The 25,727-nt window shown below is 41.2% G+C and carries 14 protein-coding genes; 1 reads left to right on the top strand and 13 read right to left on the bottom strand.

What is annotated here, in order from left to right; all coding sequences use genetic code 11:
* Window positions 1-195 precede the first annotated feature (195 nt).
* Entirely contained in the window at window positions 196-1,518 is a 1,323-nt protein-coding gene (locus ACPPVU_RS04100; RefSeq protein ID WP_426670426.1) for an ATP-binding protein, read from the top strand.
* A gap of 39 nt (window positions 1,519-1,557) precedes the next feature.
* On the opposite strand, the gene ACPPVU_RS04095 is transcribed toward ACPPVU_RS04100, so the two are convergent.
* From ACPPVU_RS04095 to ACPPVU_RS04035, 13 genes are all read right to left on the bottom strand, one after another.
* Window positions 1,558-4,425 carry a TonB-dependent receptor domain-containing protein gene (locus tag ACPPVU_RS04095; RefSeq protein WP_426670425.1) on the bottom strand — a complete coding sequence of 956 codons (2,868 nt, stop codon included), beginning with the start codon at window positions 4,423-4,425 and terminating at the stop codon, window positions 1,558-1,560.
* Window positions 4,403-5,824, bottom strand: a complete 1,422-nt coding sequence (locus tag ACPPVU_RS04090) for a hypothetical protein (protein ID WP_426670424.1) — start codon at window positions 5,822-5,824, stop codon at window positions 4,403-4,405. The genes ACPPVU_RS04095 and ACPPVU_RS04090 overlap by 23 nt, the downstream gene beginning before the upstream one ends.
* A 146-nt stretch (window positions 5,825-5,970) precedes the next feature.
* The gene (locus ACPPVU_RS04085; protein WP_426670423.1) at window positions 5,971-8,397 is read right to left on the bottom strand and encodes a bifunctional YncE family protein/alkaline phosphatase family protein; all 2,427 of its coding nucleotides are present in this window, start codon (window positions 8,395-8,397) and stop codon (window positions 5,971-5,973) included.
* 97 nt (window positions 8,398-8,494) lie between these two features.
* On the bottom strand, window positions 8,495-10,261 hold the full coding sequence (locus ACPPVU_RS04080; protein WP_426670422.1) for a RagB/SusD family nutrient uptake outer membrane protein: 1,767 nt from the start codon (window positions 10,259-10,261) through the stop codon (window positions 8,495-8,497).
* Between the two features lie 17 nt (window positions 10,262-10,278).
* The gene (locus tag ACPPVU_RS04075; RefSeq protein ID WP_426670421.1) at window positions 10,279-13,857 is read right to left on the bottom strand and encodes a SusC/RagA family TonB-linked outer membrane protein; all 3,579 of its coding nucleotides are present in this window, start codon (window positions 13,855-13,857) and stop codon (window positions 10,279-10,281) included.
* Window positions 13,858-14,013: 156 nt separating this feature from the next.
* Complete coding sequence (locus ACPPVU_RS04070; protein WP_426670420.1) at window positions 14,014-15,015, bottom strand: FecR family protein; 1,002 nt, start codon at window positions 15,013-15,015, stop codon at window positions 14,014-14,016.
* 105 nt (window positions 15,016-15,120) lie between these two features.
* Window positions 15,121-15,711 (bottom strand): RNA polymerase sigma factor, encoded by a 591-nt coding sequence (locus ACPPVU_RS04065; RefSeq protein WP_426670419.1) that lies wholly within the window; start codon window positions 15,709-15,711, stop codon window positions 15,121-15,123.
* Between the two features lie 475 nt (window positions 15,712-16,186).
* The gene (locus ACPPVU_RS04060; RefSeq protein ID WP_426670418.1) at window positions 16,187-17,362 is read right to left on the bottom strand and encodes an efflux RND transporter periplasmic adaptor subunit; all 1,176 of its coding nucleotides are present in this window, start codon (window positions 17,360-17,362) and stop codon (window positions 16,187-16,189) included.
* Entirely contained in the window at window positions 17,359-21,741 is a 4,383-nt protein-coding gene (locus ACPPVU_RS04055; protein WP_426670417.1) for a CusA/CzcA family heavy metal efflux RND transporter, read from the bottom strand. Before ACPPVU_RS04055 ends, ACPPVU_RS04060 begins: the two co-directional genes overlap by 4 nt.
* A 70-nt stretch (window positions 21,742-21,811) precedes the next feature.
* On the bottom strand, window positions 21,812-22,192 hold the full coding sequence (locus ACPPVU_RS04050) for a hypothetical protein (RefSeq protein ID WP_426670416.1): 381 nt from the start codon (window positions 22,190-22,192) through the stop codon (window positions 21,812-21,814).
* A 338-nt stretch (window positions 22,193-22,530) separates the two neighbouring features.
* Entirely contained in the window at window positions 22,531-23,352 is an 822-nt protein-coding gene (locus ACPPVU_RS04045; RefSeq protein WP_426670415.1) for a hypothetical protein, read from the bottom strand.
* 72 nt (window positions 23,353-23,424) lie between these two features.
* Complete coding sequence (locus tag ACPPVU_RS04040) at window positions 23,425-24,144, bottom strand: LytR/AlgR family response regulator transcription factor (RefSeq protein WP_426670414.1); 720 nt, start codon at window positions 24,142-24,144, stop codon at window positions 23,425-23,427.
* Entirely contained in the window at window positions 24,131-25,204 is a 1,074-nt protein-coding gene (locus ACPPVU_RS04035) for a sensor histidine kinase (RefSeq protein ID WP_426670413.1), read from the bottom strand. Before ACPPVU_RS04035 ends, ACPPVU_RS04040 begins: the two co-directional genes overlap by 14 nt.
* Between the last annotated feature and the right edge of the window lie 523 nt (window positions 25,205-25,727).

The following is a 25,727-nucleotide window of genomic DNA, read 5'->3' as shown; positions in this document are numbered from 1 at the left end:
ATTTGAATTTTTATGTTCTTTAAGTTTATTACCGACCATCGTCAGAGGAAGCAAGACCTTAAGAGGGCCTATATTCAGGCTTACATTTGCCTTTTGGCAATTACATGTGTCGACCTAATGCTGCCAGCCAGAATAAGGCTCGATGCTCTATATGTTTGTTGTGTGTTGCTGATTGTCGGGCAGTCTTTAAAGAGAATGATTATATATTCCCTGACTGCCTGCTGTCTTATTGTTCTTGCACATCTGAAAATGAATGCCAGACCATTGCTTTCCTGGATAAGCATGGTAAATGCAGGTATCTCGATAATTGCTGCACTTATCACTTCGTATGTTGCTAATAAGATATTGAGGAAAAACAGATTTTTGGAGCATAGTATAGCTGAACGGACCAGGAACCTGGCAGAAGCAGGTGATTCCCTGAAGAAATCCCAATCCCACTTACGTACAATATTTAAAACGACCGACATTGCATTTCTGCTGTTGGACAGCGACCTGCAAATATTATCTTACAACGCGACAGCCAATTACTGGTCGGAGCACTTGTTTGGCAAGCAGCTGCGGGAAGGAACCTATTTTTTTGAACTCCCGAATGAAGAACGTGCAGAGACTGTTAGAAATATGATGACTGCTGCAATGGCAGACCAGCCCGTTAACTATGAAACCAGCTTTCGGGGGGAAGAGGGTAACACTGAATGGTATCGCATCAGTATGAATCCTGTAAAAGATCATCATGATAAAACCATTGGGCTTTGCTGCTCGGCTATTAATGTTACAGGGGCTAAACTGGCAGAAATAGAAAGTACCAGGATTGCTGATGAACTGGTACGGCGGAACCAGGACCTCGAACAATTCTCCTATATTGTTTCTCATAATCTGCGTGCTCCCCTGGCAAACATTACCGGGCTATTCCAAATACTTAAGCAGGCGAATATCCCTTTAAGGGAAAGAATGGAAACGGAGAATTTTCTTTCCCAGTCAATCCAGAAATTAGACGTAATTGTTAAAGACCTGAACGATATTTTATGGGTTAGGCGGGGAATCAAAGAAAAAATGGAAAAGGTTATTTTCTCTGAATTGCTTAGTGATGTGCTGGCTGGTTTTCATCTCGTAATTGAACAGGAAAATATTATTGTCCTAACTGATTTTTCCGAGGTAAGCGAACTCTTTACGGTAAAAAGCTATTTGTACAGTATTTTCTTCAACCTGGTATCTAATAGCATTAGATACCGCCAGCAGGATAAAACAACGATAATTGATATCAGATCATGGAAAGAAAATGATAAGGTAATAATCCGGTTTAAAGATAATGGGCGTGGTATTGATCTGGCCAGCAAAAGAAATGAAGTATTTGGCCTTTATAAGCGTTTTCATTTAGACATTGAGGGTAAGGGTATAGGTTTGTTCATGGTTAAAACCCAGGTGAAGACTTTAGGCGGTGGTATAAGCGTCGAAAGTCTGCCTGGCGTTGGCGCATCATTTTTAATCGAATTGCCTGCAGATTATAATGGCGGACGATAAAAATCATGAAAATGGAGTATATGTAGCAGATTGCATAGTTTACATTTGGTAATGCAGCCCCAGCGTACAATAAGCGGAAAAGTTCTGCTTTAATATAGTGATCTTGTCGCGCTGCGTTTGTCCTGGCAAATCATTGTTACCGATACCATTTGGGTTAGGGGTTAAAATATCATCGGTTACACCGCTGTTTAATAAATTGATGGCGCTTGCGCTGATCTTAAAATGGTTACCCAATTTCTTTTCCGCGGAGAGGTTAAGGGTAATATTACTCCTTTGCCAGTAGTCCAGACCATACCAGGGCGAAACCAGGTCAATCCGTTTTCCAGTATACACCACTGAAAGGTTGGCCAACCAGTTACCGGGCTTGTTGTTATAAAGCAGGTTGATATTCGCCAGGTTTTTTGATTGCCCTGCCAACGGCCCCTCTTCCGGTTTGGTGATGGTAACGATGTTGCTGGACGGGTCGTCCGGATTTACCCTGGTGATGAATTTTTTCATTCGGGTGATGCTGGATGAGGTATAGGTATAATTACAGGTGACGCTGAAATTGCGCCAGTTAAAACTGTATAATAGTTCTGCTCCGTAATTGGTGGCTGTCCCGGTATTTTTTAATTGTTCGGTCAACACCCCGGCAGGAGTGTAACTTAGGCCATTTTGCGGGATAGGGTAAAGTTCATCATTACCGTTGATCAAAGTTTTTTCGTAGGCATCTATTATGTGCTTATAAAATAAGCTCATTTTCAACCGGTTGCCATTTGTCTTTAACCAGGTATAGTTAAGATCAAAATTATCAGCCTGGGTGCGTTTCAAAAAAGGGTTCCCGGCTACATTATAATCCTCATAGGCTATGGTGGCAAAGGTGATATCATATAAAGCCGGCCTGGAAATTGCCTTAAAATAACTGGCTTTTAACTGCTGATCGTCATTAACTGAATATTTCCAGTGCAGGTCGGGCAGCCAGTCTTTATAACTGATGCCAACAGTTTGCCCGTAGCTTACGGTAGGGTCCAATGCGGACACGAAATGCTGGGCGGTTTGTTCAGCCCTGATCCCGCCGGTAAATTCTGAGCGCCCGGCAAGCAGACTGGCCATGAGATAATATGCGTTGATTTGCTCGGTGGCAGTATAAGTATTGGGATTGTTCACGTTGCCGAGCGGGTTTTGCGGCCCGTTATTATTTACCCAAACAGCATCATAAATATTTGTAAAAGGCTCGTTGATTTGCGGGGAAAACACATAACTGTTATAAAAATTATCCCTCGTTTTATGCCGGATAAGGGCCCCGCCGCTCAGGGTAAGCTTTTGCTTAAACAGTGCAGGCCTGTCATGCAGGTCCAGATAGGCATCCTCGTCTTTTTCCTGATTGCGCAGCCATATTCGGGTGAGCGGCGCCAGGAGCAGCGGCGTTTTGGTGATCGTTCCGTTTGGCGATAACAGCCTGCCGGTATTGGCGGTCAGTTCGGCCCAGTCGGGATAGCTGCCATCGGCGGCTGAATAAACGCCTGCCCAGTCTATCTCCAGGTTATTGTAGCTATGACTTCCTTTCAGGTTAAGGTTGTTGAGCTGCTGCTGGTGAACGCGCGAGCGGTCGCTGAGGTATATTCGTCCGGTACCCGCCCCTGAGCGGCCCAAAACCAGACTGGTGTCAACCGTACTGCGGGTTTCTGCATCTGTCTGATGCACGAAAAAATGCGACAGCATCAACCTGTTTGCGCTGTCGGGCCGGTACACTATTTCAGTGCTGATACTCAATGCTATTTTATTGTTGTTATAGCTTTGCTGATGATAATCGGAAAAGGCGGGAACATTGTTCAAATTAGGTTGCGAATTTAAAGGGATAAAAAAACCGTCAGATCCTGTTTTAATATTCTTATAATCGGCCGCGGCAATAAAGCCCAATTTATTCCCGAAGAACCTGCGGCCGGCCACTATTGAGGCCGTAATATCCGGCGATGGCTGGCTGTTATAAAAGGAAAGGTTATCCCTCGTAAAATCAGCACCGGTTGCATAATAGCCCGGCCCGAAACGTTCGTAAGGAGAACGGTCCTGTACGGCATGGCTGTCAAATGTCCGGTAGGCATTGTTGAAGTACCGTGTGCTGTAACCTGTATTCAGACTGATCTGCAGCAAGGGGTCGTCGGGCGGATCCCTCATCACAAGGTTGGTCGCTCCGCCTATCGCATCGCCCTCCATATCCGCGGTTAATGATTTATACACCTGTACGCTTTGCAGTAAAGCCGCGGGAAAAATATCCAGAGAGATGTAGCGGCTCTTATCGTCGGGGCTGGGTATTTTAAAGCCATTGATCAGCGTATAGCTGTATTTGGCTTCCATGCCACGGATGATGGCCTTATCACTGTTGCCTGTACTGGTGTAGGTGACCGAAAGGCCCGGAATATGCTGAACGGCATCCCCCGCGCTGATGCTCCCGGAATGTTCGATCAGATTACCGGAAACAATGTCTACCGTCGGGATAGTATTCTTTTCAGTAAGCCTGGATTGCAGATCAGAACGCGGGTTGATTTTAGCGGAAATCACCACTTCACCCAAGTTGACTTGCAGATTTTCCAGTGCAGCGTCTAAGTGAGCAACAGCCATTTCCGTTAAGGCAAGTGTTACCGTTTGTTGCCGGTAATTTGCCGCTGAAAATACCAGGGTGATTTTCCCTGCAGGTAATTGGTCTATCCGGTAAAACCCGCTGCTATCGGTTAAGGCGACAGGTCCGGATTGACCGGCAATGCCAACGATCACGCCGGCAATTGGTTTTGATGTGATTTTGTCGCTCACCCGGCCTCCAATAGAGGCCGCTATTGCGGCCTCATTGAAACCCGATAAAATAAGTGCTAACCAGAAGCAAGTGGTCAGCTTTAAGAATTTGAACTTTTTAATGCTGGTTGCCCGTTCCATTCGTTTGATATGCCCCGATGTCAGTACCAGGAGGCGTAATTTCTGTAACTCCAAATGTTTTATCCACTTTAACCACGGCGTAAGGCGCAAAATTGATGTACCCCTTTCCGATAGCCGGTGAAGTAGACTGGAGCCTGAAATTATAAGAGCCCATATAGTCTGCGCTGATCCATGCTGTGTTTGCAGGCAGCGGCAAAGGATAATTTACAAACATTGGGTTGTTGGCCCCCGGCGTTGTATTGTTACCGGCATTAATATCACCCGGCTGCACTTTTGAAATAAAGCCTACCGGCAAGAACTGGCTGGTTATGGTGGTATTATCACCATAATTGTAGGTGCAACCGTATTTAATATTGGCCGTATCCGCAGCCGGAGTAGTGCCCGAACCGCCAAGTACACTTAAACCATATGCGCAATCAACAATGAAATTATTGTACGCTAAACCACGACCGCCGTTTTCAAAATCCAGCGAACCACCTTCTCCTGCCTTTTGCTGGCGGTAGCCGCCGGTAATCATGGTATTGTTATAGCAAACCATATTGGCCTGGGGCGACAGACCGCCGGCATTGGCCGATTTGAAACAGTTCCCTGTGCCCCCGATGGCAACGTTATAAGCAATATCGCCGACGCTGCCACTTTTAATATTGACACACTCGCCTGCACTGAAACCAACCTTTTCAAAGGTATTGCGCATGATCTCAAACTTCCCTCCTGCGACCCTGATCATATCGTCATGCGAACCATAGATCCAGCAGTCTTCCAATACAAAGTTGGCATTGGGGTTGGTAAAATATACACCATAGCTGTCCAATGTTGCACGGGTTGGGGAGCTTGCCGGGGTCAATCCGCCGAGGTATTCGAACCGCGTCCATTTTAAAATGATGTCGCCCGAACCGGAACCGCCTTGAATACCACCCCAGTAACCTTTAAAAGCAGGGTCGTTGTTGGGATCTTGCGGATCTTTCGTTGGGTCAGATTTTAAGGCTGCATTCTGCACAGTGAACAGGTTGGGTTTGGCTTTAGTACCCAATGAATATAAATAACCATTTACAACCATCCTGGGGCAATGCTCCTGTGTGCCGATGGCGGTAGGGCCGGTTGCCGGTCCAACGATGTAAACAGTTACACCGCTTTGGACCACCAGTGTATCGCCTGCATTAATTGTTGCATCACCATAATCGCTGGCAAGGTAATAGGTCTGTCCTGCTTTAAGCGTCCCTTTGATCGACCTGCCGTTTGATTTGTTTTTGGAGTTTAAAGTATCTCCGTTCTGGATATAGCTCCCGGCATGAAATTCCTGGGGGGATATTTGTATTTGCTGATCATTGGATGATTTACTGCAAGAATATAAGCAGATTATGGGTATAAGAATTGTAAATAACGGTTTCAAACGTTTCATAGGGACAATTTCGTGGGCTAATAAAGAGTATTTTTATGAGTTTGAGGTTATCAGTGTGTTAGGGAAATAATTTGAATAAATATTGCTTTCCTAAACGCGAGCCCGACATATCGGGCTCACGTTATCTTCATAATGAGATGTATTAATTAATCCTTGTCAGCTTTATTTTCTTTGAAAAATGCAGCTCTGACCGGGCTGGGTAACGGTGAATTATACCCTTTAACCGCTTTCCATATAATTTCATTTAACACTTGTTCCGGTGCAAGATCCTCCTTCGAAAAATCGAGTTTATTTGAGATTGCGCTATATTTATCTTTTACCACATTTATATCATTCAAATTCACCTGATTCGGCTTCACTTCAAAAGGATGCATATCAATGGTATTGGTAAAACTGCGCCACATAGGCGTAGCAGCAGCGTCATATTGGGTCATTGGCGGCATACCTAAAATAAGTTCAATGGTACGTAACACTGATGAAGTTGAATACATGGTATGATCAACAAAATTCCTTTTAACAAATCCTCCGGCAACATATGCAGGGCTGCGGTGGGCGTCAACATGGTCCGGGCCATTTTGAGCGTCGTCTTCCACAATAAATACCGCGCTTTCGTTCCAGATTGGGCTTTTGCTTAAATGATCTACCAACATGCCAACTGCCAGGTCGTTATCTGCCACATTAGCAAAAGGAGTAGATCTGCCGGTCGCAGTACCTTGTGTATGATCATTTGGTAGTCTGATGGTATTCAATTGGGGCACTGCATGGGCAACAAGTAATGAATCAAATTCTTTGATCCAGATTTTTGTCCTTGTAGTGTCTCTCACTTTAAAGTCAGCACTCGGGAAATTGGTACAAAAATGACCTTTTAACACCGGTAGGCTGGCTTTATGACCATCGGCAAATTCTCCATAGGTTCTGTAAGTCACTCCCGATCTGTTAGCATCGTCCCAGATAAAACCATCTTTGTTATTTCCTGTAAGCTTATTTCCCGAAGATGGCTCAGTGCCGCCTCTTCTGCCATACATGGTTGGCCATGTTTTATCCAAATAATCGTTTGCGTAAGCCCCCATGCTCCAGTTATGTCCATCGGAACTAACCTCTCCATCTACATAAAAGTTATCCAGCGTAACAAATTCATGGGCTAAAGCATGTTGATTAGGAGTCACATTCTGGCCAAATAATACCAGACTGGTATCCCCGTTGGCTTCCTTTACATCACCCAAAACCTGGTCATAGGTACGGTTCTCCTTGATGATATAGAATACGTATTTAATAGGTGAAGGCGCCCCAACTTTACTGGGTATTGGATTCCCAGCTTCTTCACCTGATACCACAAGCTCTTTTGATTTATTATAAGGGGTATTATGATATACAGCCTGAGAGTAAATTGACAACAATGGTGTTGAAGGAACATCAATAATACTCAGTGTGCCCATAAATAAACCGGCTATATACTGTACGGGTGCTGTACTTATTGTCCCGCGGTGCAGTTCAACAATTTGCTGTCTGCTGACAGGATTAGGGCCATTAGGGTTAGCCATTGAAGAAAACCCTCTGCCATTTGATACATATATTTTTTTATTAATTACCCTTACACAGGTTGGATACCATCCTGTAGGTATAAAACCCGAAGATTTACTTGCACCTGGTTTACTAACATCAAATACGGCAAGGCAATTATTATCAGCATTGGCAATATATAATTGCTTTTCATCTGCGGATAAGGCTAAACCATTGGTAGTTGACCCGCTAAGTACACTCGAATATAATGCTGCATTCAGGGTTTCCAGTACTTTTCTTTTTTTTATGTCAATGACAGAAACTGTATTGTCATTAGCGTTTGCAACAAACAAGTATTTTCCGTTGCGAGTAAGGCAAATATCATTGGGGTTACTTCCTACTTTAACACTATCGGCAAATTCATTCTTATTGGTGTTGTATACTAATATTTTTTTAGACCCCCAAACACTTATATAAAGTTCATTTCTGTCGGGCGAAAGCAAACATGCGTAACCTTCAGTCCCTAATGACAATTGTTTCAGAACCTTTTTGGTTTTCAGATCAAAAACATAAAGCGAAAAGTCTTCCTTAGTAACTATATACAGTAGTTGTTTCTCGTCGTCCAAAGCAATACCAGTTGGCGAAATTTTATTGGGCCAGGGTTTTCCCAATTTAAGCGTATCTGTTGTAACCAGCTTGTTGTCTTTTATCGCGTATTTTAATATCCAGTTGTCGTTACCGCCTGATGCATAAAGACTTTTTTCGTCGGCGCTGAATACCAGGCCGCCCCATGCTTTGGGAATGGTAACCTGATCAACAATTTTTTGCGATGCAACATCTATCAGCTGGATGGTTTGCGTACTTTGCCCGTCGTTGGTTACGGCCATAAATTTTTTCGTTTTGCTGACAGCAATATTTAAAGGCAGGTCGCCCAGGGGTAAGCTTTCGCCAACTTTTGTTATGCCCCAGCCATTTGGCAACATAATTCTATGCTTCTCTATGTCGGCTAAGCTTTGCGCGCTCGCCTTGAACGAAACAAGCATTGCAAATGCAATAAAAAGTGTTTTTTTCATGGTAGTATTAAGTTAATTTGTTTAAGTTTCAACAAATGCATCACACCAAAATTTGTGTGATGCATATTGTTTAAGAGATTTTTAAATTGCTTTGAGTTTACCAACCCGTGTTTTGCTTCAATCTTGGATTTAATACCAGCTCCGAAGTTGGAATTGGATAATAATAATATTTATCATTCCACGCCCTCTGTGTATCATAGTTTGGCAGCCAATGAATGTTACCTGTGGTGCCATTTGTAAGATTTGCCGCAGTAACCGGAACCAGATAATAAAACACGCCTGGTACTGTGGGCGTAGGCGCCGCTGAAACAAAGTCAACATTCAATACCCCATCGCCGTTGGTTGCATAATAAGTGTTCATTGCTGGAACATACATACCCAGGTAAGGCAAAGACATCATCGGTCCTTCTTTCCATCTTTTGATGTCATCAAATCTCATTCCCTCATCAAATAGTTCTACTCCGCGTTCTCTTCTGATTTCTGATAATACAGGGTCGGATATATTCGGGAAATAATTGGTAGTTAAATAAGGATCTGCTGTTATTGGGAAAGGGGCATTAGCAATGCCGGCTCTTTGCCTGATTGGCTGGATTGTGGTAGCCCAATCTGCACTGGTAAACTGCCCCAACTCTGCCTTTGCTTCCGCATAATTTAAAAGAATTTCTGCATAACGGTATATAGGAATAGAGTTGGTATTCAATGAACTATAATCCAAAGTTTTATCGTCGAGGGTGAATTTTAAAATATCATAACCGGTGTAAGTATAAGAAAAGTCCGGAGGGGCAGCCGAGCCGTCTGCTCTTTTATAACCGTTGCAACGGATGGTTTGCTGTAATCTGGCATCCCGGTTCTTTACTTCATTTACAAACGAAATTGTATCATATCCGCTTTTATCGGTGAACCTGGTACCATCTGCATTCAAATAGCAATTAACAAACACCTTGTTTAAGCTGCTTCTAAAACCCAGGGTCGGACTTGTAAAAAGTGAGTTTAATGAGCTATACAATTTTAATTTACTGCTGTAAACAGAAGCCAGCAAAACTTCATCGCTCCATGGTGCTTCTGTTGTGAACAACGCTCTGTAATCTGAACCAGGATTGCCGGTATTATGTAACTTGTAATTACCTGAACTCATAATTTGAGTCGAAGCATCTAATGATTCAGTTAAAAAAGCAGATGCTGTCTGTGTTAAATTCAATTCAGTATGATACTTTCTAAATGTACCTTCAAACAAACAAAATCTTGATTTGAGAGCCAAAGCTACCCACTTGGTGATGGTAGAACTACCTGCATCTTTTGTTGTCGTTACGTTGTTAATGGCAAAATCTAAATCAGCTACAATAGAGTCTGCTACTAAAGTTCTCGGATCTCTTGGTTTATACAAACTGCTATCCCCGGGTGCAACTGCATGACTGTACCAGGGCACATCTCCATATTGCTTCAGCATCCTGTAGTAAAATAAGGCCCTAAAATATTTAGCAATACCGTTGTAATTATTTCTAACAGCGGCAGGTACTTTACTGCTATTGTCGTTGTCCAGGAAATAATTAATATTTCTCAGAACTGTCCATGTCCACCCTCCGGCAGGGTCTGCTACAGGATTATTTGCATTAGTAGATGCAGACATCAATGGCGGAATAGTGTTGCCGGTAATATAATCAGAGGTGTTATCTGTGCCTGTAATAGTAGCGGCGCTGGGAATTTGGTCAACATAAAAAGAATTTACGTATAGCGCCAAATCGCCGCTGCTTTGAAATACCTGACTGGGCGTAAGGCTCGAGAACGGTTGTTTATCTAAAAATTTTTGACAACTCGTAAACCCGAGGATAGAAAGGATGGTGAAAAATAAAATGAACTTTTTCATATGTTTTTTTAAAAGGTCTAAAAAGTTAAATTAATACCTAATGTGTAAGACTTTAACATAGGATAAGAGTATCCGTTACCGATATTAGCAGCTGGGTTAACTTCCGGATCTGAACCATAAATAACTTCCGGATCGTAATTCGGGGCGTACTTATGCAATGGTGTAAAGGTTAACAGATTTTGACCGGTGAAGAAAATCTTTGCACTGCTCATTTTTAGTCTTGATGCCAGGCTTTGAGGAAGAGTGTAGGTAAGGTTAACGTTCTTTAATCTGGTGTAAGCAGCATTTTGTAAATACCTGGTTTGTACTACTGCCAGTTCTCTTGTACCGCTTAAAGCAACATATCCCCTGTATCTTGGGAAATATGCATCAGGATTACTTGGCGACCAAACATTAGCCAGCATGCTGGTGGGTATCGATCCATAAGGGCGGTTGTATTGTCCCCAAAACAGGCCTGCATCTGTTCCCGGCCACCAGTCAAGATGACCCACTCCCTGAATGAAAGCACTAAATGAGAAGTTTTTAACTGATAAACCAAGGTTAACGCCATAAGGCAGTTTCGGTGTTGAATTCCCAATAACGCTTAAATCTCCGTGATCTGCCAAAGTACCCTTGCCTATATTTATTGCGCCATCACCATTTATATCCTTGAACATAACATCGCCTGGTAGCGGGATATTTGAATTAGATACGACGATATAGTTTGTTTGATTGGGATGCGGCCCGGCAAGCTGCTCCGCAGTATACAAGCCCTGGGTGGTAAATCCCCAAATATCTCCAACTTTTTCGCCTTTATAGTAGGTATTCACGCCGCCATAAGGAAGAACTCCGTTTGGATTATTGTATTTAGTAATTGTTGCAGTATAATTAGACAAAACAATCCCTACCGAGTACCTTACCGATTTGGAAATATGATCGCTCCAATTTAAAGAAAGGTCCCATCCATTGGTTCGCAGATTAGAATAGTTGCCGTTAGGAACCGCTGCACCGAAGGTTGCCGGTAAAGGCTGGCTAGGCGTAAACATTCCTGTGGTAGCCCTTGAATAATAATCAAAAGAACCTGAGAACCTATTATTAAACATGGCAAAGTCTACTCCACCATCAATAGTGGTTGAAGTTTCCCAGGTTAGGTTGTCAGGTAAAACATTAGGATTTCTCGTATAAGTTGGATAAGCTCCATTGATAGCTGTTGTGGTTGATTGGGCAACAGCCATTTGAGGAATAAACTGGTAGGGATTAATGTTACCGTTGCCTAAGCTGCCAAAGGAAGCCCTGAACTTAAACATATCCAGCCAGTTTGATGCAAACGACATAAACTTTTCTTTAGACATTATCCAACCTGCAGAAACGGAAGGGAAAAATCCGAATTGCGAATAGGACGGAAACTTCGATGAACCGTCATATCTTCCATTTATTTCCAATAAATATTTTTCGTCATAATCATAGTTTAACCTTCCGAAAAAACCGGCAATGGTCCATTCGTTACCACCCCCGGTAATGGTATAATTTGTTCCATTTAATAAATTGAAATCAGGCAATGAAGGGTCGATCAGCCCGTCTCTCTGATAACTATTCATATTAATTGTATTGTCTTCAATATTTGTTCCCGCAAGAAGTTTAAATGAATGTTTTCCAAAACTCTTTTTTCCCTCTGCGTAAATGTTGGTAGCCCAATAATTAGTAATAGTGCTTGAATTATTCAAATAATTATTAACGCTCTGGCCGGTAAGACCCGGGCCTGCGCTGTAGCTCACCGGATAAAATTGTGACAATACGTTGTAATTCGTATGTGCGTATGAAAAATCGGCCTTTAGGTTTAAATAATTCTTAATCAGATCAGCATTTAACGACACCGTGTTTCTTATATACATTTGGTTGGTGTTTGAATGATCGTTTCCTGTAGCTAAATCACCAACTGAGTAATAAGATGAAGGAGTTAACGATCCATCTGGGTTTCGCAATATCCCTACTGGTGCTGCAGTAATATCCAGGTATCGCGTAACCGGTGCATTGCCATTTGTAAGAGGATAGAAATACTTATAAGCATTAAAATCCAGGTTATCTGACAGGGTCAGCCAGGGCGTAATATTTACAGTACCTTTCATGCGAAGATTATACCGGCTAAAGTCATCAGGATTATAAGTATATATCCCTTTTTGATTATAATCGCGGCCAGATATATAAAAGCTACTGTTTTTAGTGCTGCTTGCAATATTTAATGAATAGTCTGTCGCAGGCATTGATTGTCTGTATAATTGTTTATACCAATCGGTATTGCCATAATAAACATATTTTCCGGTAGCGGGATCTACCGTTACCTGTGGCAGCGAGGGATTTGTTACCCTTGCTTTTAATGAATCCAGATAAGCAGGAGTATACGGTAAAACCCCATTAATTGTAGTAGGCTGGGACCGATAGTCGTACCAGGCCGTATAAGAATTTACGAAGTTTTGGGTCCATTCATATCCATTGCTTACAACAGAAGGATCTACTGTCTTTTGATTAATCGTATAACTGGCATTAAAATTAACCGTCGTTTTTTCCTTCTTTGGATTTTTTGTATTAATCAGTACCACCCCATAAGCACCTCTTGCTCCATAAATAGCACTTGATGCGGCATCTTTTAAAACAGATATGTTATCAATATCATTAGGATTTAACAAGCTTGGATCACCAGGCACACCATCAATTAATACCAACGCCGATCCTCCGCCTCCGATGGAGGTAGTTCCCCTGATGTTAAATGTTGGGGACCGTATGGGCTTACCATCAGTCAGCACAATATTTAAATTAGGTACTACCCCTTCTAATCCTCTTGCAACGTTTGGCGTAGGCCTGTCAGCCAACACATCCCCGCTAACTGTTGATATAGCACCCGTTAAGTCTACCTTTTTTTGAGTACCGTATCCTACCACCACAACTTCTTTAAGGCCGTTATTAGCGGCTTTCATAATTATGTCCATGGTTACCGCGTTTCCTTCTTTCATCGCAACGATTTGATCCTGTGCAGTGTAACCAATAAAGCGGAAAATAAGCATTGCGTGATCCGGCACGCTGATGCTATAATTTCCGTTATTGTCTGTAGCGGTGGAGCTTTTGCCGCCCTTTTCGAATATTGATACCCCGGGCAGTGGCAGCCCTGTATCGTCAGTTACACGCCCGGTTACTTTAACCACCTCAACGTCTTCCTGCACAACAGGCGTTTCACTCGGCTCGCTTCGTTTTACTTTCAGAAAGATATTCCGGTCGCTCACCTGGCTAATTTCTCCTTTATAACCTTTAAGGAGTTTTTTCAGGATAACAAACACAGGTTCATCTACGGCAGAAATGTCCACCATTTGGTTGGTGTTAATATCCTTCGCGTTATAACCCAGGGAAAATTCTGTTTCTTGTTCTATGGCAGAAAAAGCCGCTTTCAAAGAAATATCATGAGCATTTAAGCTTATCCTGGTATTATTCATGGTTTGGCCTTTTAGGGTACCGGCCATACACACGGTTTGAAATAGCAGTATAATAATAAATTGTATACGCATAACCTTAAAAAGAAAATTGATGGTATGGGGTATGGCTATATTTTTGTAAATATTTATTCGCATTTTTGTTAATATTTAATGATTCCGTAATTGTTAAATTCCTGCGGCTGCTACAGCGGCAGGGTATTGTACAGGGAATGTTGGCGCATTTCCTGTACTTTTTTTAATCGACCCTTTCTACATATATTTTATTGTTTTAAATGTGGAACCTGCAGCATCTTATCTGCAGTTTTGAATATTCACGATCAGTTGCTGATCTTTTAGCTCATAAGTTATCCCGGACAAGTTTGCCAGCAATGGTAACAGCTTTTGCAGTGAGCAATTATCAAATGTTACGGTATAAAAGCCTGGCTTCCTGGGCTTGCCGGTAAGTACAATTGGGATATTATAGGCCCTTTCAAGAATTCGGGCTATCTGTGCTATAGAAGCTTGATTAAATACTAGTTTGTTTGTTTTCCATGCGCTCAGCGTGTCGGCATCTGCCAATGTCTGGTTGTAAGTATCTTTCTTCAGATCATATACCAGCAGATGGTTATGCGTGAGATCCCTGCCGATCACTGTCTTCCCTTTGGCCTCTTCTTTTTCAACCTGAACCTTCCCTGTGGCTACCGCAACGCTAATCAGATTTTCATCAGCATAAGCGTTGATATTAAAAGAGGTTCCTACAACACGGGTATATATTTTTCCTGTTCTAATAATAAACGGACGGGTTTTATCTTTACTTACCTGAAAAAACGCCTCGCCCTGCAACAGTACGTCTCGCTTTTTCACACCAAAATCTGACGCGATTTGAATAGTTGAGGCTGCATTAAGCGTAACCACAGACCCATCTGAAAGCTGAATTTCTCTCCGCTCACCTTTTCGTGTACTATATTTACTATAAGTAATTAAATTGGGTTGTGCTCTTTTGAATTTACCAGCAATGAAGTACAGCGTGCCCCCAACTACTAAACAGGCGGCGATCCGTAATAAGTAATAAACGAGACCTGCTTTTTTAACATCCGGCCCTTGTGCATTATTTTCACCAAAAAGTTTAACCAGTGCCTGTTCAGCAGCTTCGTCTGCAGCCAACTGTGCATCTTCAGTATTCAGACTATGTGACAAATCCTCAAAAGAATCATACCACTGCCTGATACGGGCTATTTCTTCCGGAGTGCATAAACCGGCCTTGTATTTTTGAAGGAGCGCTATGGCCTTTTCCTTTTCTGATGATGTGTCCATTCATCAGTATAGTCTGAAAAAGAACCAGGATGTACCGTTACTAAATTGCTATGCTTATATTAAGCCTATATTAACAATATCGCATACGGGAAGTATTAGCAAAATTTAAAGAATACCTTTTATCAGGATAAAAAAAAGCAACAGGGAGAGCTTATTGCTGACCATTCGCTTACGAAGCTGTTTAAGTGCTATGGAGATATTGTTTTTCACAGTTTGTTCAGATAACTGCAGTGTTATTGCTATTTCCTTTACCGATTTTTGTTCAATCCGGCTCATGCGAAAAACTGTTTTGGTTGTGTCAGGCATCTTTTCTACTTCCTTCATTAGTTCCTGCCTTAACTCATTTGCAATTACATGATTTTCTACCGGGAATACAGACGGTTCGTCTTTTTCAAGCAATAAATGGTGCCTGGAGATATTTTTTTTATGAAGCAGTTGCCAGTCAATAACAGCATAAAAAGCAGACTTGGACAGATATGGGTATAAAGCAGCACCAAACTGGATTTGGTGACGATTATTCCAGAGAGAAATAAATATTTCCTGTACGATATCCTTTGCATCATCTTCCATCCGCACCCGGCCGTACACAATCCTGTAAAGCCTCACATTATAGCGGTAAACAACTACCGAAAAAGCTTGCTGATCATCCATTTGAATCCTCCTCAGCAACTCGTCATCTGCCAAACTTGTAATCATTGCGTCTCAAAGATAGGCGTGCAATGTAAAGCTGATATTAAACGTAATGTAACACTGTTGTTATATTTGAAGAATAAAGAAGACTATATAAAACCTTTCTGCATGTTCCCACAGTGTGTGGGTTTCGAACCAATTTACGGAACAAATGCGCCTTTTAAGTGGACTAGGGCATATAAAACAACCAGCCGGTTAAAAAATCGGCAGCTCACTTATTGTTTGATAAATCCAAAGTCGAAAGTCAAAAAAAATGGAGCGCATTTAATATGTCGCTAACTTTTGGCCCCTGGTTCGATTCCCACCCTGGCACAAACCAGGGACCAAAAGATTATGTGTCTTCTACTTTAGCGGTTAATAAGAAAACTTAATACAACACTATATTCATATCCAAAGCGTTTAAAAATGGCTGTCTTTTGTAAGCACTTGTTGAGGTCAAATAATAATTCAATTTTTCGGCCGCTTTACTTGGTTTCTTCCCTCAATTATCATTATCTCCAACATTTTTCATGGCTGATAAGATAGAAAAAGCGCCTTTCAGAACAAATGACCTATCCTTTAATTCGGGTTTGCTTAACTGAATTTGACACCAGCCATCCTGCTGAACTCCAACATTTACCGGGATCATATTAAACAATATATCCTTGCCATGCAAAGTGGACATAAACATACAGCGTTGGCCTCCATAATTCACAATAGCGTCTTCAGGCACTGCTAATGTATTTTGAGGCCGGGTTTCAATAGTAGCCTGTAAAAACATATTAGGCAAGATGTTTTTGTCGGTTTTTAAAAAATGACAATGCACCATCACACTATGGCCGGTGTCCAGCATACGGCCAATCAGAATTACCTTTCCGGGATAGGTTTTATCAGGAATGCCGGGTAAGTTTATTTTTACAGAATTACCAATGGCTATTTTAGCTATATCCTGTTCATAAACAGTTAGAGCAGCATGAATATCATCGGTATTAACCAATTCCATTAGTACATCTGTTGGATTTACATACTTCCCTATGTTAACATTTACTTTTGAAACATAACCGGTAATGGGCGAAGTGATATAAATAATAGGCTTTATGGCTGCCGGTGTAAGCTTCTGCGGATTTATACCCAGCATGATAAGCTTTTGTGCCAGGCCGCATAATTGTGCCTGCTGGCTATTAAAATCAGCCAGCGATTGCTGATAAAGCTTAAGGGGACTGGCTTGTTGTGCGCTTAATACGCGCTGGCGCTCTAACTCCTGCTTCAAAAAGGTAGTTTTGCTTGCAGCAGTCAGGTAATCCTGTTGCAGGGTGATGTAATCCTGGTTCTCCACTTCGGCAATTACCTGGCCCTTGCGTACAGGTTCTCCGGGCAGCATTGTAGTACTTTTCAGAAAGCCGCCAAATGGGATATTTACTGCTATTAAGTTTTCGGGCGGTACATCAACCTGACCGTTTACGTGTATGGAAGCAGCCAGCCTGTGCATAGGTATATGACCCGTATCAATCCCGCCGTTTTTTACTTTTTCAGGTGTGAAAATTATAGCATTGCTTTTATCCTTCGGTTGCTGCTGTTGTACTGAAACAGCATCTTTTTTATCCTGATTTTTTTCTTTCTGTTTTGTGCTGCAAGCTGCTAAAAACAAGGAAAAGAGTACAATATAGTTGATTTTCATGGTTTTTCTGTTTGGCCCTGGAAATACCAGAGCATATTAATAGATTGATCTAATTGTAAAAGTGCATCAAGCCTGTCTGTTCGTAATTGAACTGACTGACTATACAAATTGGCCCATTCAAGGTAGCTGATCCCACCGTTGCTAAAGGATAAGGTTGCTGTATGCAGTATTTCATCGGCCTGTTTAAGTGCAGATGATTCATAATAATTAAGTGCCTGCAGTTGTTGAACATAGCGCTGATATGCTTGCCGCCATTGGCCTGTAAATTCAGTTCGCTTCTCACTGAAGGCATACTCAGCTGATTTCTTCTGGTAATTTGAAGACCGTGCCGCAGCCTTATACTGTCCGAAAAATAAGGGAATGTTCACACCAACCAAAAAAGATGAAAAGCGGTTACCCTGTGATAAAATAATATTGGCATTGTTAATGTCCGGTCCGCTAAAACTTTGATTGCTGTATCCAAGGTTTATTTCGGGTAATCCCCTTGATCTGCTTAATTTAGTTTTCCAGTCATAGATGCTTATCTGTTGCCGGGCCTGCTTTACTTCAGGATTTTGCAGCGCAGTTGCTGAATCCGGCTGGAAGATAGTTTGCCAGGCCGGCAGCGTTTGATCATCGGGTAAAAACAATGAATTGCTGCCCATCAAAACCTGCAAACGGCTTTGCAATACATTGATTTCCGATTCCAACGTCCGTCTTTGGTTTTTAAGCATACCCGCCCTCGCTTCCGCGCTGGTCAGGTTTATCTTTGATGATTCACCTGTGTTTAATCTTAGCTGCTCCAATTTAATTACCGATGCATAAATTGAATCCTGCTCAGTTAACAACTTTAATTTAGCCAGGGAAGCGGCCATTTGCAAATACACATCACGAACCTGGTAAGCGATTTGATTTTTCAAAGATTCTTCCTGCAATGCGGTTAAACCACTTTCTGCATTTAAATAATTGCGCTGATTACTGTAATAAAATGGCAGCGCAAAGGTTTGGTTAACTGCGATTCGGTTGTCTGTATTTGAGCTATTTATTTTACCTGCATCAAAATTCACCTGGGTTTTAGGAATATCGTAGGCCGTTCCAATATTAGCTTTTGATGCCCGCGTTTGATCCTGAGCAGACAGAATTGAGGAATTATGCAATAGTGCTTGTTTAACGGCATCATCAACTTTAATTTTCTCGCCCTGTATTTGTGAATAGGCCGGCAAAACGAACAGCATAATAATTGTTGTTGCTGTTAAAGTTTTGATTAATTTACCTGAAAGCTTTGAGGGTTTGGATTTGAAGCCAAATAGTTTATACAATGCAGGTAAAACAACCAGTGTAAGCAATGTAGCCGTAATAAGGCCGCCAATAACAACTGTAGCCAATGGTCTTTGCACTTCAGCACCGGCGTGGGTAGATATAGCCATTGGAAAGAAGCCCAACGACGCTACGGTAGCTGTCATTAAAACGGGACGGAGTCTGTTGGATGTACCTTTACGTATCCGTTCATCCGGATCATCAACCCCCTCCTTCTTTAGGCGATTAAACTCCGTAATCAATACAATTCCGTTAAGTACGGCTACCCCGAAAAGAGCAATAAAGCCAACACCGGCAGATATACTGAAAGCCATTCCGCGCAACCATAAGGCAAAAACACCACCGGTGGCCGCTAGTGGGATGGCAGAAAATACAATCAGTGCTTCTTTAAACTGTTTAAAAGCAAAATACAGCAGAATAAATATAAAAAAAAGTGATGCCGGAACGGCGATCGATAAACGTTTTTTAGCCGAATTCAAACTTTGAAATTGTCCGCCATATTCTACATAATATCCTGGGGGTAACTTTAAACTTTGATGCACCTGTTGCTGCAGTTCTTTGACTACACTTTCCACATCCCTGCCCCTGACATTAAATGAAACGGATACCCGGCGCTGACCGTTATCACGTTGAATCTGATTAGGGCCTTCTTTTAACGAAATATCTGCCAGCTGATTAAGCGGCACCTGCATACCTCCGGGTGTATTGATCTGTAATTGCCCAATCTGATCCATATTAGACCTTACTGAATCAGCTATCCGAAGTACTAAATCAAACTGCCGCTCACCTTCATAAATACTGCCGGCTTTTTCACCCGCAAATGTGGCATTTAAGATATGGTTCACCTGGCTGATGCTTACATTATATTGAGCTAATGCAGCCCGGTTATAGTGTACTACCAACTGAGGCAGTCCGGTTATTTTTTCAGTGGTCACATCAACAGCGCCCTTTACTTTTGCTACTATACCACTTAACTGGCCCGCCTGGTGCGCCAGTTGCTGCAGGTCATCGCCATATATTTTTACAACCACATCCTGCTTTGCGCCCGATATCAGTTCGTTAAAGCGCATCTGCACAGGATATTCAAAACCAAAGTTTAAGCCAGGCACTTGTGACAAACGTTTGCTCATCGTATCTTCCAGTGCAGGATAATCATGAGCGGTTGTCCAGGTGTCTTTATCATTCAGGGTTACAAAAATATCACACTGCTCCAGTGACATAGGGTCGGTAGGTATTTCAGCAGATCCGATACGACAAGTAACCTGCTGAACTTCAGGGAATTTTTTCAGCTCCGCACTGGCCATTTGCATACCCTTAATGGTTTGTGTTAAGGAAGTTCCCGGTAAAAACCGGGCGTCAATAGCAAAATCACCTTCCTCCAGTTGCGGTATAAATTCACCACCCAACTTGTTAAATACCATGTATGCAAACACGATTAATCCAATCGCTATCAGCATAATGGATTTCGGATAACTAAGAACTTTACTCAATAAAGGTGTATAGCCCTTTTGTATGACAGCCATCATCTTATCGGCGAAATTGATCTTCTTTGTCGCTTTCTTTTTGATGGTCAGCGCAGTCATCATCGGCACATAGGTGAGCGATAGTAAAAATGCTCCAACGAGTGCAAAAGCCACCGTCTCGGCCATCGGCCTGAACATTTTACCTTCTATTTCCTGCAAACTTAAAATGGGCAGGTAAACAACCAGGATAATGATCTGACCAAAAATGGCAGCGTTCATCAATCGGGATGAAGAATCCTTAACTTCCTGATTTACTTCATACTGAGAAAATTTCGCTGTGACCTGATTAGCGATTTTTTCCTTAAAGCGGTGCATCACACCTTCAACAATAATAACCGCTCCATCTACAATCAAGCCGAAATCCAATGCTCCTAAACTCATCAGGTTGGCAGAAACATGAAATACGTTCATCACGATCAATGCAAAAAGCATTGAAAGCGGAATAACGGATGCCACCACAAGTCCCGAACGGAAATTACCCAGAAATAACACCAATACAAAAATCACAATCAGGGCACCCTCAATCAGGTTTCGTTTTACGGTAGATATAGAATTCCCAACCATTTTGCTGCGTTCATAATAGGGCAAAATAGTAACACCAACAGGTAGCCTGGTTTTTATTTCTTCAATACGCTGCTTTACCTGGTCTACAACCTGCATGGCATTTGCACCTTTAAGCATGAGCACCACGGCACCTGATACTTCACCATATTTATCGTTATACATGGCTCCAAAGCGCAAAGAATGCCCCTCTTTTACCTCTGCAACATCTGCCAGGGTTAACGGTAAACCATTTACCTTTTTAACTTCGACGCTGCGCAGGTCTGCCAGCGTTGTGGCCATTCCCTCGGTACGGATATAATAAGCATTAGGCCCCTTTTCGATATAAGCGCCACCTGAATTCTCATTATTTTGCTGTACAGCATTATACAGTTCATCAAGGGTTATGCCTAAACTTCTGATTTTTGCAGGGTCAATAACCACCTGGTACTGCTTCAATGTACCGCCAAGGCTGCTTACATCGGCAACACCTGGCACCCCTAACAGTTGCCGCCTTACAATCCATTCCTGAATTGTTCGAAGCTCCGTTAAGGTATATTTATTTTCATACCCGGGTTTGGGTACAACATAATATTGGTATACTTCACCCAATCCTGTAGTTACGGGCCCCATGTCGGGTTCACCTATACCGGGAGGTATCATGCTTTTTAACTGCCCCAAACGTTCGGCTACCTGCTGACGGGCACGGGTAATGTCTACATTATCATCAAAAACAACAGTCACGTTGGACAAGCCAAACCGCGATATTGATCTCATTTCTTTTAATTCCGGCAATGACGCCATCAAACGTTCAGTAGGCGCGGTAATTAAACGCTCAACCTCCGGTGCCGCCAGTGAGGGCGATACGGTTATAATGAGCACCTGGTTATTGGTAATGTCAGGAACAGCATCCACAGGCAATTGTGTGGCAGAATATATGCCGGTAGCTACCATAAGCAGCACCAGTATACCCACAATAAGCTTGTTCCTGACCGAAAATTCTATTATACGGTCAATCATAAATAATTTGCTTAAACAATAAAAAAATAACTTAATCTGTAGTGAAAACAGATTTTATATTGGAATTTATTTAGGATGCCATTATAGGTGGCTTAAAAATGGAGGAAAGCGAGGAGTTGGGTAATATGAACTGTAGGTTAGTAATATCTTCCTTAATTAACGGAAAAAAAACATTGCTCAATGTTAATGACGCCTGTGGCATTGACATTTGAACGGCAAAATGCGCATGAACTGTTTTAAAAGGTAGCTGCATATCCTGGTCGTAATCGGAATCTACAACAGTTTTATCCAAATAATGCATTTTAAAAAACCCATAAATTGTTGTTTCAGGATGCAAATGTTTATGCTGCATATAATGCTGCACTAATAATGGCAACCTGGCAAATTCACCCAGTGGCGTCACCTGCATTAAAAAAATCAGGAGAAATAACCGTGCGATCCTTCTTTGCATAAAATTCTGGCTTAAAAAGCAGTTGTTTTTAATGCAGCAAAATTATTATTACAAGCAATATAAATCAAAGCGATATTATTTATGATAGCATAGATAAAACCTATATTGTCAGGTTGTTGTGAGATGAATATTTTACAACAACCTATCTGAGAGCCTGTTGCATAATAAAACATTTTCAACGGCCATCATAAAACTTCTTTAAATATTGCAATAACATTATATTCAAACTGAACGAGGCTCATTTTTTCAAACTGCACATGGTTTATTAAGGCCATATCCAGATTAACCAATTCAATTAAAAATAGCTTAGGTACGCCTTAAACCAACCACCATACCATTCACGCTTTTTTATATGCTTTATTTAGGTTAAAAACAGCGCTTTTGATTCCTGAAATGACAAAAGCAGTTCCGCTAAATGCCAACGCAGAAAACGCGCTGGTTACTTCGTTTCCTTTATCGGTAAAAGGGTGAGCTATTGAGACGGGAACATGTAATATAATAAACCAAATAAGGATCATTGTTCCCAGCAAAGTGGCAAAAATATTTAGCTTGATCCTAAAAACGATCGCAATGCCAGCACCGATCAATGCTACTGCGGCAAAATAGGTCCAGAAAATAGCGTTGGGTATCCAGGCAGGTACCAATGTTGCAATACCTGCTGTATACAAAAAATGGTCAATACCAAAGCTGATCATCGTTATGGAAAAGAATATACTCCCAAAAGGAACTAGCTTTTCTAATAACTTAATAAGTAAGGATTTCTTCTGAACATTTGTGTGATCGTCATGAAAAGAGCCGGCAACCACAAACGCCCCGCCAGCTAAAGCGAGTTCTTTTTCTGCATTTCCCCATTCACCCAAATGTTTATAATAGGGATCAACAATCAGCTCATAAGGAATATAATAGAAACAAAAGATTGCAAAGAAAATACCGCCTAAAACAAGAGCTACGGTTCTGGCATTTTTTTCAAAAACAATAGCTCCCCCCACAATAATGAGTGCAGCACCGGTTACATAGGCCCAAATAGCAAGCCCGGGGAGCCAGGCATGTTGTGGCGGGAACGTCATTGGATGAAAATCTGCATAGAAAATTTGCTGAAACCCGATGCCGGCTATTGCGAGGCCATAAAATATCCGCCCCAATTTGATGAGTTTTTCCATTGTTATTATCGTTAATATTTTTCGGTAATGTTATTTTATAAAACGCCAGGCTATAAAAAGTGGGATGATTCCTTAAATGCCTGATATTCCCTGTAATAAATTGTTCACTAATTCTTTGTAACTCCGCCCTATAGGCAATTGCTTATTACCAACTTCAATTTCGCTGCTGGTAAATGCTTCTATCTTTTCTTTTGAGACAATAAAAGATCGATGTATCCTTAAAAAGTCCCCTTTAGGTAAATGTTCTTCTATTTGCCCCAGCTGGTATTTGGTGACTATGATCTTATCAGAGGTATAGATCTTTATATACTCTTTTAAACTTTCTATATAAAGAATATCCTCAAAATGCAACTTCACCTTTTTCTTGCTGGTATTAACAAACATATAACTGCTGCCTTGTGGAATGAATACAGAAGATGAGTAGGATTTAAGCGAATTCAGCATTTTCAACTTGTTCACAGCCTTTAAAAAACGGCTGAACTCAATCGGCTTTAACAAATAGTCGACTATATTTAGTTCATATCCCTGCAAAGCATATTCGTGATAAGCAGTAGTAATAATAATATGGGGTGGGTTTTTTAAGGTTTGGATAAAGTCAAAACCTTTTAGTTTAGGTAAGTTAATATCCAGAAAGATAAGGTCAATTTCGTTTGAACGCATATCTTCCAATGCCCGCAAAGCGTCTTTATAGGTATTCTTTAAATTCAAAAAAGGAATATCTGCAATATATTCCTGCAATATTTCTGCTGCCAGTGGCTCGTCCTCAATGATGATGCAGTTATATTTTTCCATTTTTATTCAGATTTACGTTCAAATCCACAATAAACGTTTGCGCCAGGCTACGCGTAGTCAATGAAAAATCATGATACATGAGCTCCAGCTGGCGCCTCACATTACTTAAACCTATTTTTTCAATAACAGGCTTGCTTTCTTCACCTTCGTGACTGTTTTTTACAAAAAATGCCAGTTGTCCTTCTTTTAATTCAATTTTTATTTCGATACTGGTTTCATTTATAGTCTCATTTATGCCATGCTTGAAGGCATTTTCTATAAAAGGCAATAAAATCAACGGAGCAATTGGCTGGTTATAATTGTCTATTTCCTTATAAAAACATATATCTAACCTGTTACTATGCCTAATCTTTTCCAGTTGCACATAATCTTCCAATATCTGGATCTCTTCTGATATTGGTATTGAATCCTTAGCTGATTCATAAAGCATGAACCGGAGCAGCTTTGATAATCTTACTACCACTTCGGGAGTTTTATCAGATTTTTTGCGTGCCAGTGCGTAAATATTGTTCAGCGTATTAAATAAAAAATGGGGGTTGATCTGGTTCTTTAAAAATTTCAGTTCGGTTTCCAGCTTATCCTTAACAAGATATTTCTCATTTCTGAGATTCATAATTTGCTTTCTGAAAAGTTTTAACCCTACTGCAATACCTGCAACATACCCTATATCCAAAAGTGATACAAATAACCATGCCAGGTCAAATACATCCGCTAAAACCGGGATATGTTTAGGGTTTGATAAAGTATCGATATAATAAACAGTAACAGCGCGGTGAAATATCACAGCTAAAAGCATCGCGATACTTAACTCAAATAGTATGGTTGAAACCTTGTAGTATCTTTTTAAGCCATGATTTACAAAAACGTATATAGCATAATAGGTAAATAATAATTTGGAAGGCAAAAGGATCAGGTTAAAATAAATGGCAAGCAGAACTATATGTCCGGGCGAATGACTTTTGGTGAAGACTGAATAAAACCAGGCATATTCAAGCAAAGTACCCTGTATGCTATAAACCACCCAAAAAAGAAGATGACGATATATCTTTTTTATTTCCACTATGTGAAGATCGCTATTAATTATAAATGTTAAATAAAAATTGACAAACAGCAACTTACAGAGTAAGAACGACAGCATTTGACTAATGAACGACATCCATATAATTTTAGCTAATAGTCTATAAACAGAAAATATTAAAAACCATTTGCAAGGCACCAAAACAGGTATTTACCATACCAATGGTGATCAGTTCACTAGTTTCAGCTTTTTATCGGTAGTTAATGGTTATACGTCTGCATCAGTTTTAATAAGGATATTTTATTAAAATGTTTGTCCTGGCTTTGTCGATTTGAGATTGAGATAGAGCACAGATTTAGTTGGTGAAAAAGGCTTCCGGGATGGGGGCCTTTTTCTATTTTATTCCATCCGATGCTTTCAATTCCAACTATAAATCCGTATTGATTTTTTAGTTCAATCAACTACCAACAACCATTTCCAACGAATATTCCGTAGCATTTTCGGTAGTTAATAGCTTTAATATCACCTACCCGGATTTATTTACAGCGAAGGTCACTTCCGGTAG

The organism is Mucilaginibacter sp. McL0603, assembly GCF_049992945.1.
Lineage (GTDB): Bacteria > Bacteroidota > Bacteroidia > Sphingobacteriales > Sphingobacteriaceae > Mucilaginibacter.
The sequence above is the reverse complement of the archived record's forward strand: the minus strand, read 5'-3'. Positions and strand labels throughout refer to the sequence as shown.

Bases quoted from the DNA above. Each gene is read 5' to 3' on its own strand.
- ACPPVU_RS04100 (WP_426670426.1), top strand. From the start codon at position 196: ATGATTATATATTCCCTGACTGCCTGCTGTCTTATTGTTCTTGCACAT.
- ACPPVU_RS04095 (WP_426670425.1), bottom strand. From the start codon at position 4,425: ATGGAACGGGCAACCAGCATTAAAAAGTTCAAATTCTTAAAGCTGACC.
- ACPPVU_RS04090 (WP_426670424.1), bottom strand. From the start codon at position 5,824: ATGAAACGTTTGAAACCGTTATTTACAATTCTTATACCCATAATCTGC.
- ACPPVU_RS04085 (WP_426670423.1), bottom strand. From the start codon at position 8,397: ATGAAAAAAACACTTTTTATTGCATTTGCAATGCTTGTTTCGTTCAAG.
- ACPPVU_RS04080 (WP_426670422.1), bottom strand. From the start codon at position 10,261: ATGAAAAAGTTCATTTTATTTTTCACCATCCTTTCTATCCTCGGGTTT.
- ACPPVU_RS04075 (WP_426670421.1), bottom strand. From the start codon at position 13,857: ATGCGAATAAATATTTACAAAAATATAGCCATACCCCATACCATCAAT.
- ACPPVU_RS04070 (WP_426670420.1), bottom strand. From the start codon at position 15,015: ATGGACACATCATCAGAAAAGGAAAAGGCCATAGCGCTCCTTCAAAAA.
- ACPPVU_RS04065 (WP_426670419.1), bottom strand. From the start codon at position 15,711: ATGATTACAAGTTTGGCAGATGACGAGTTGCTGAGGAGGATTCAAATG.
- ACPPVU_RS04060 (WP_426670418.1), bottom strand. From the start codon at position 17,362: ATGAAAATCAACTATATTGTACTCTTTTCCTTGTTTTTAGCAGCTTGC.
- ACPPVU_RS04055 (WP_426670417.1), bottom strand. From the start codon at position 21,741: ATGATTGACCGTATAATAGAATTTTCGGTCAGGAACAAGCTTATTGTG.
- ACPPVU_RS04050 (WP_426670416.1), bottom strand. From the start codon at position 22,192: ATGCAAAGAAGGATCGCACGGTTATTTCTCCTGATTTTTTTAATGCAG.
- ACPPVU_RS04045 (WP_426670415.1), bottom strand. From the start codon at position 23,352: ATGGAAAAACTCATCAAATTGGGGCGGATATTTTATGGCCTCGCAATA.
- ACPPVU_RS04040 (WP_426670414.1), bottom strand. From the start codon at position 24,144: ATGGAAAAATATAACTGCATCATCATTGAGGACGAGCCACTGGCAGCA.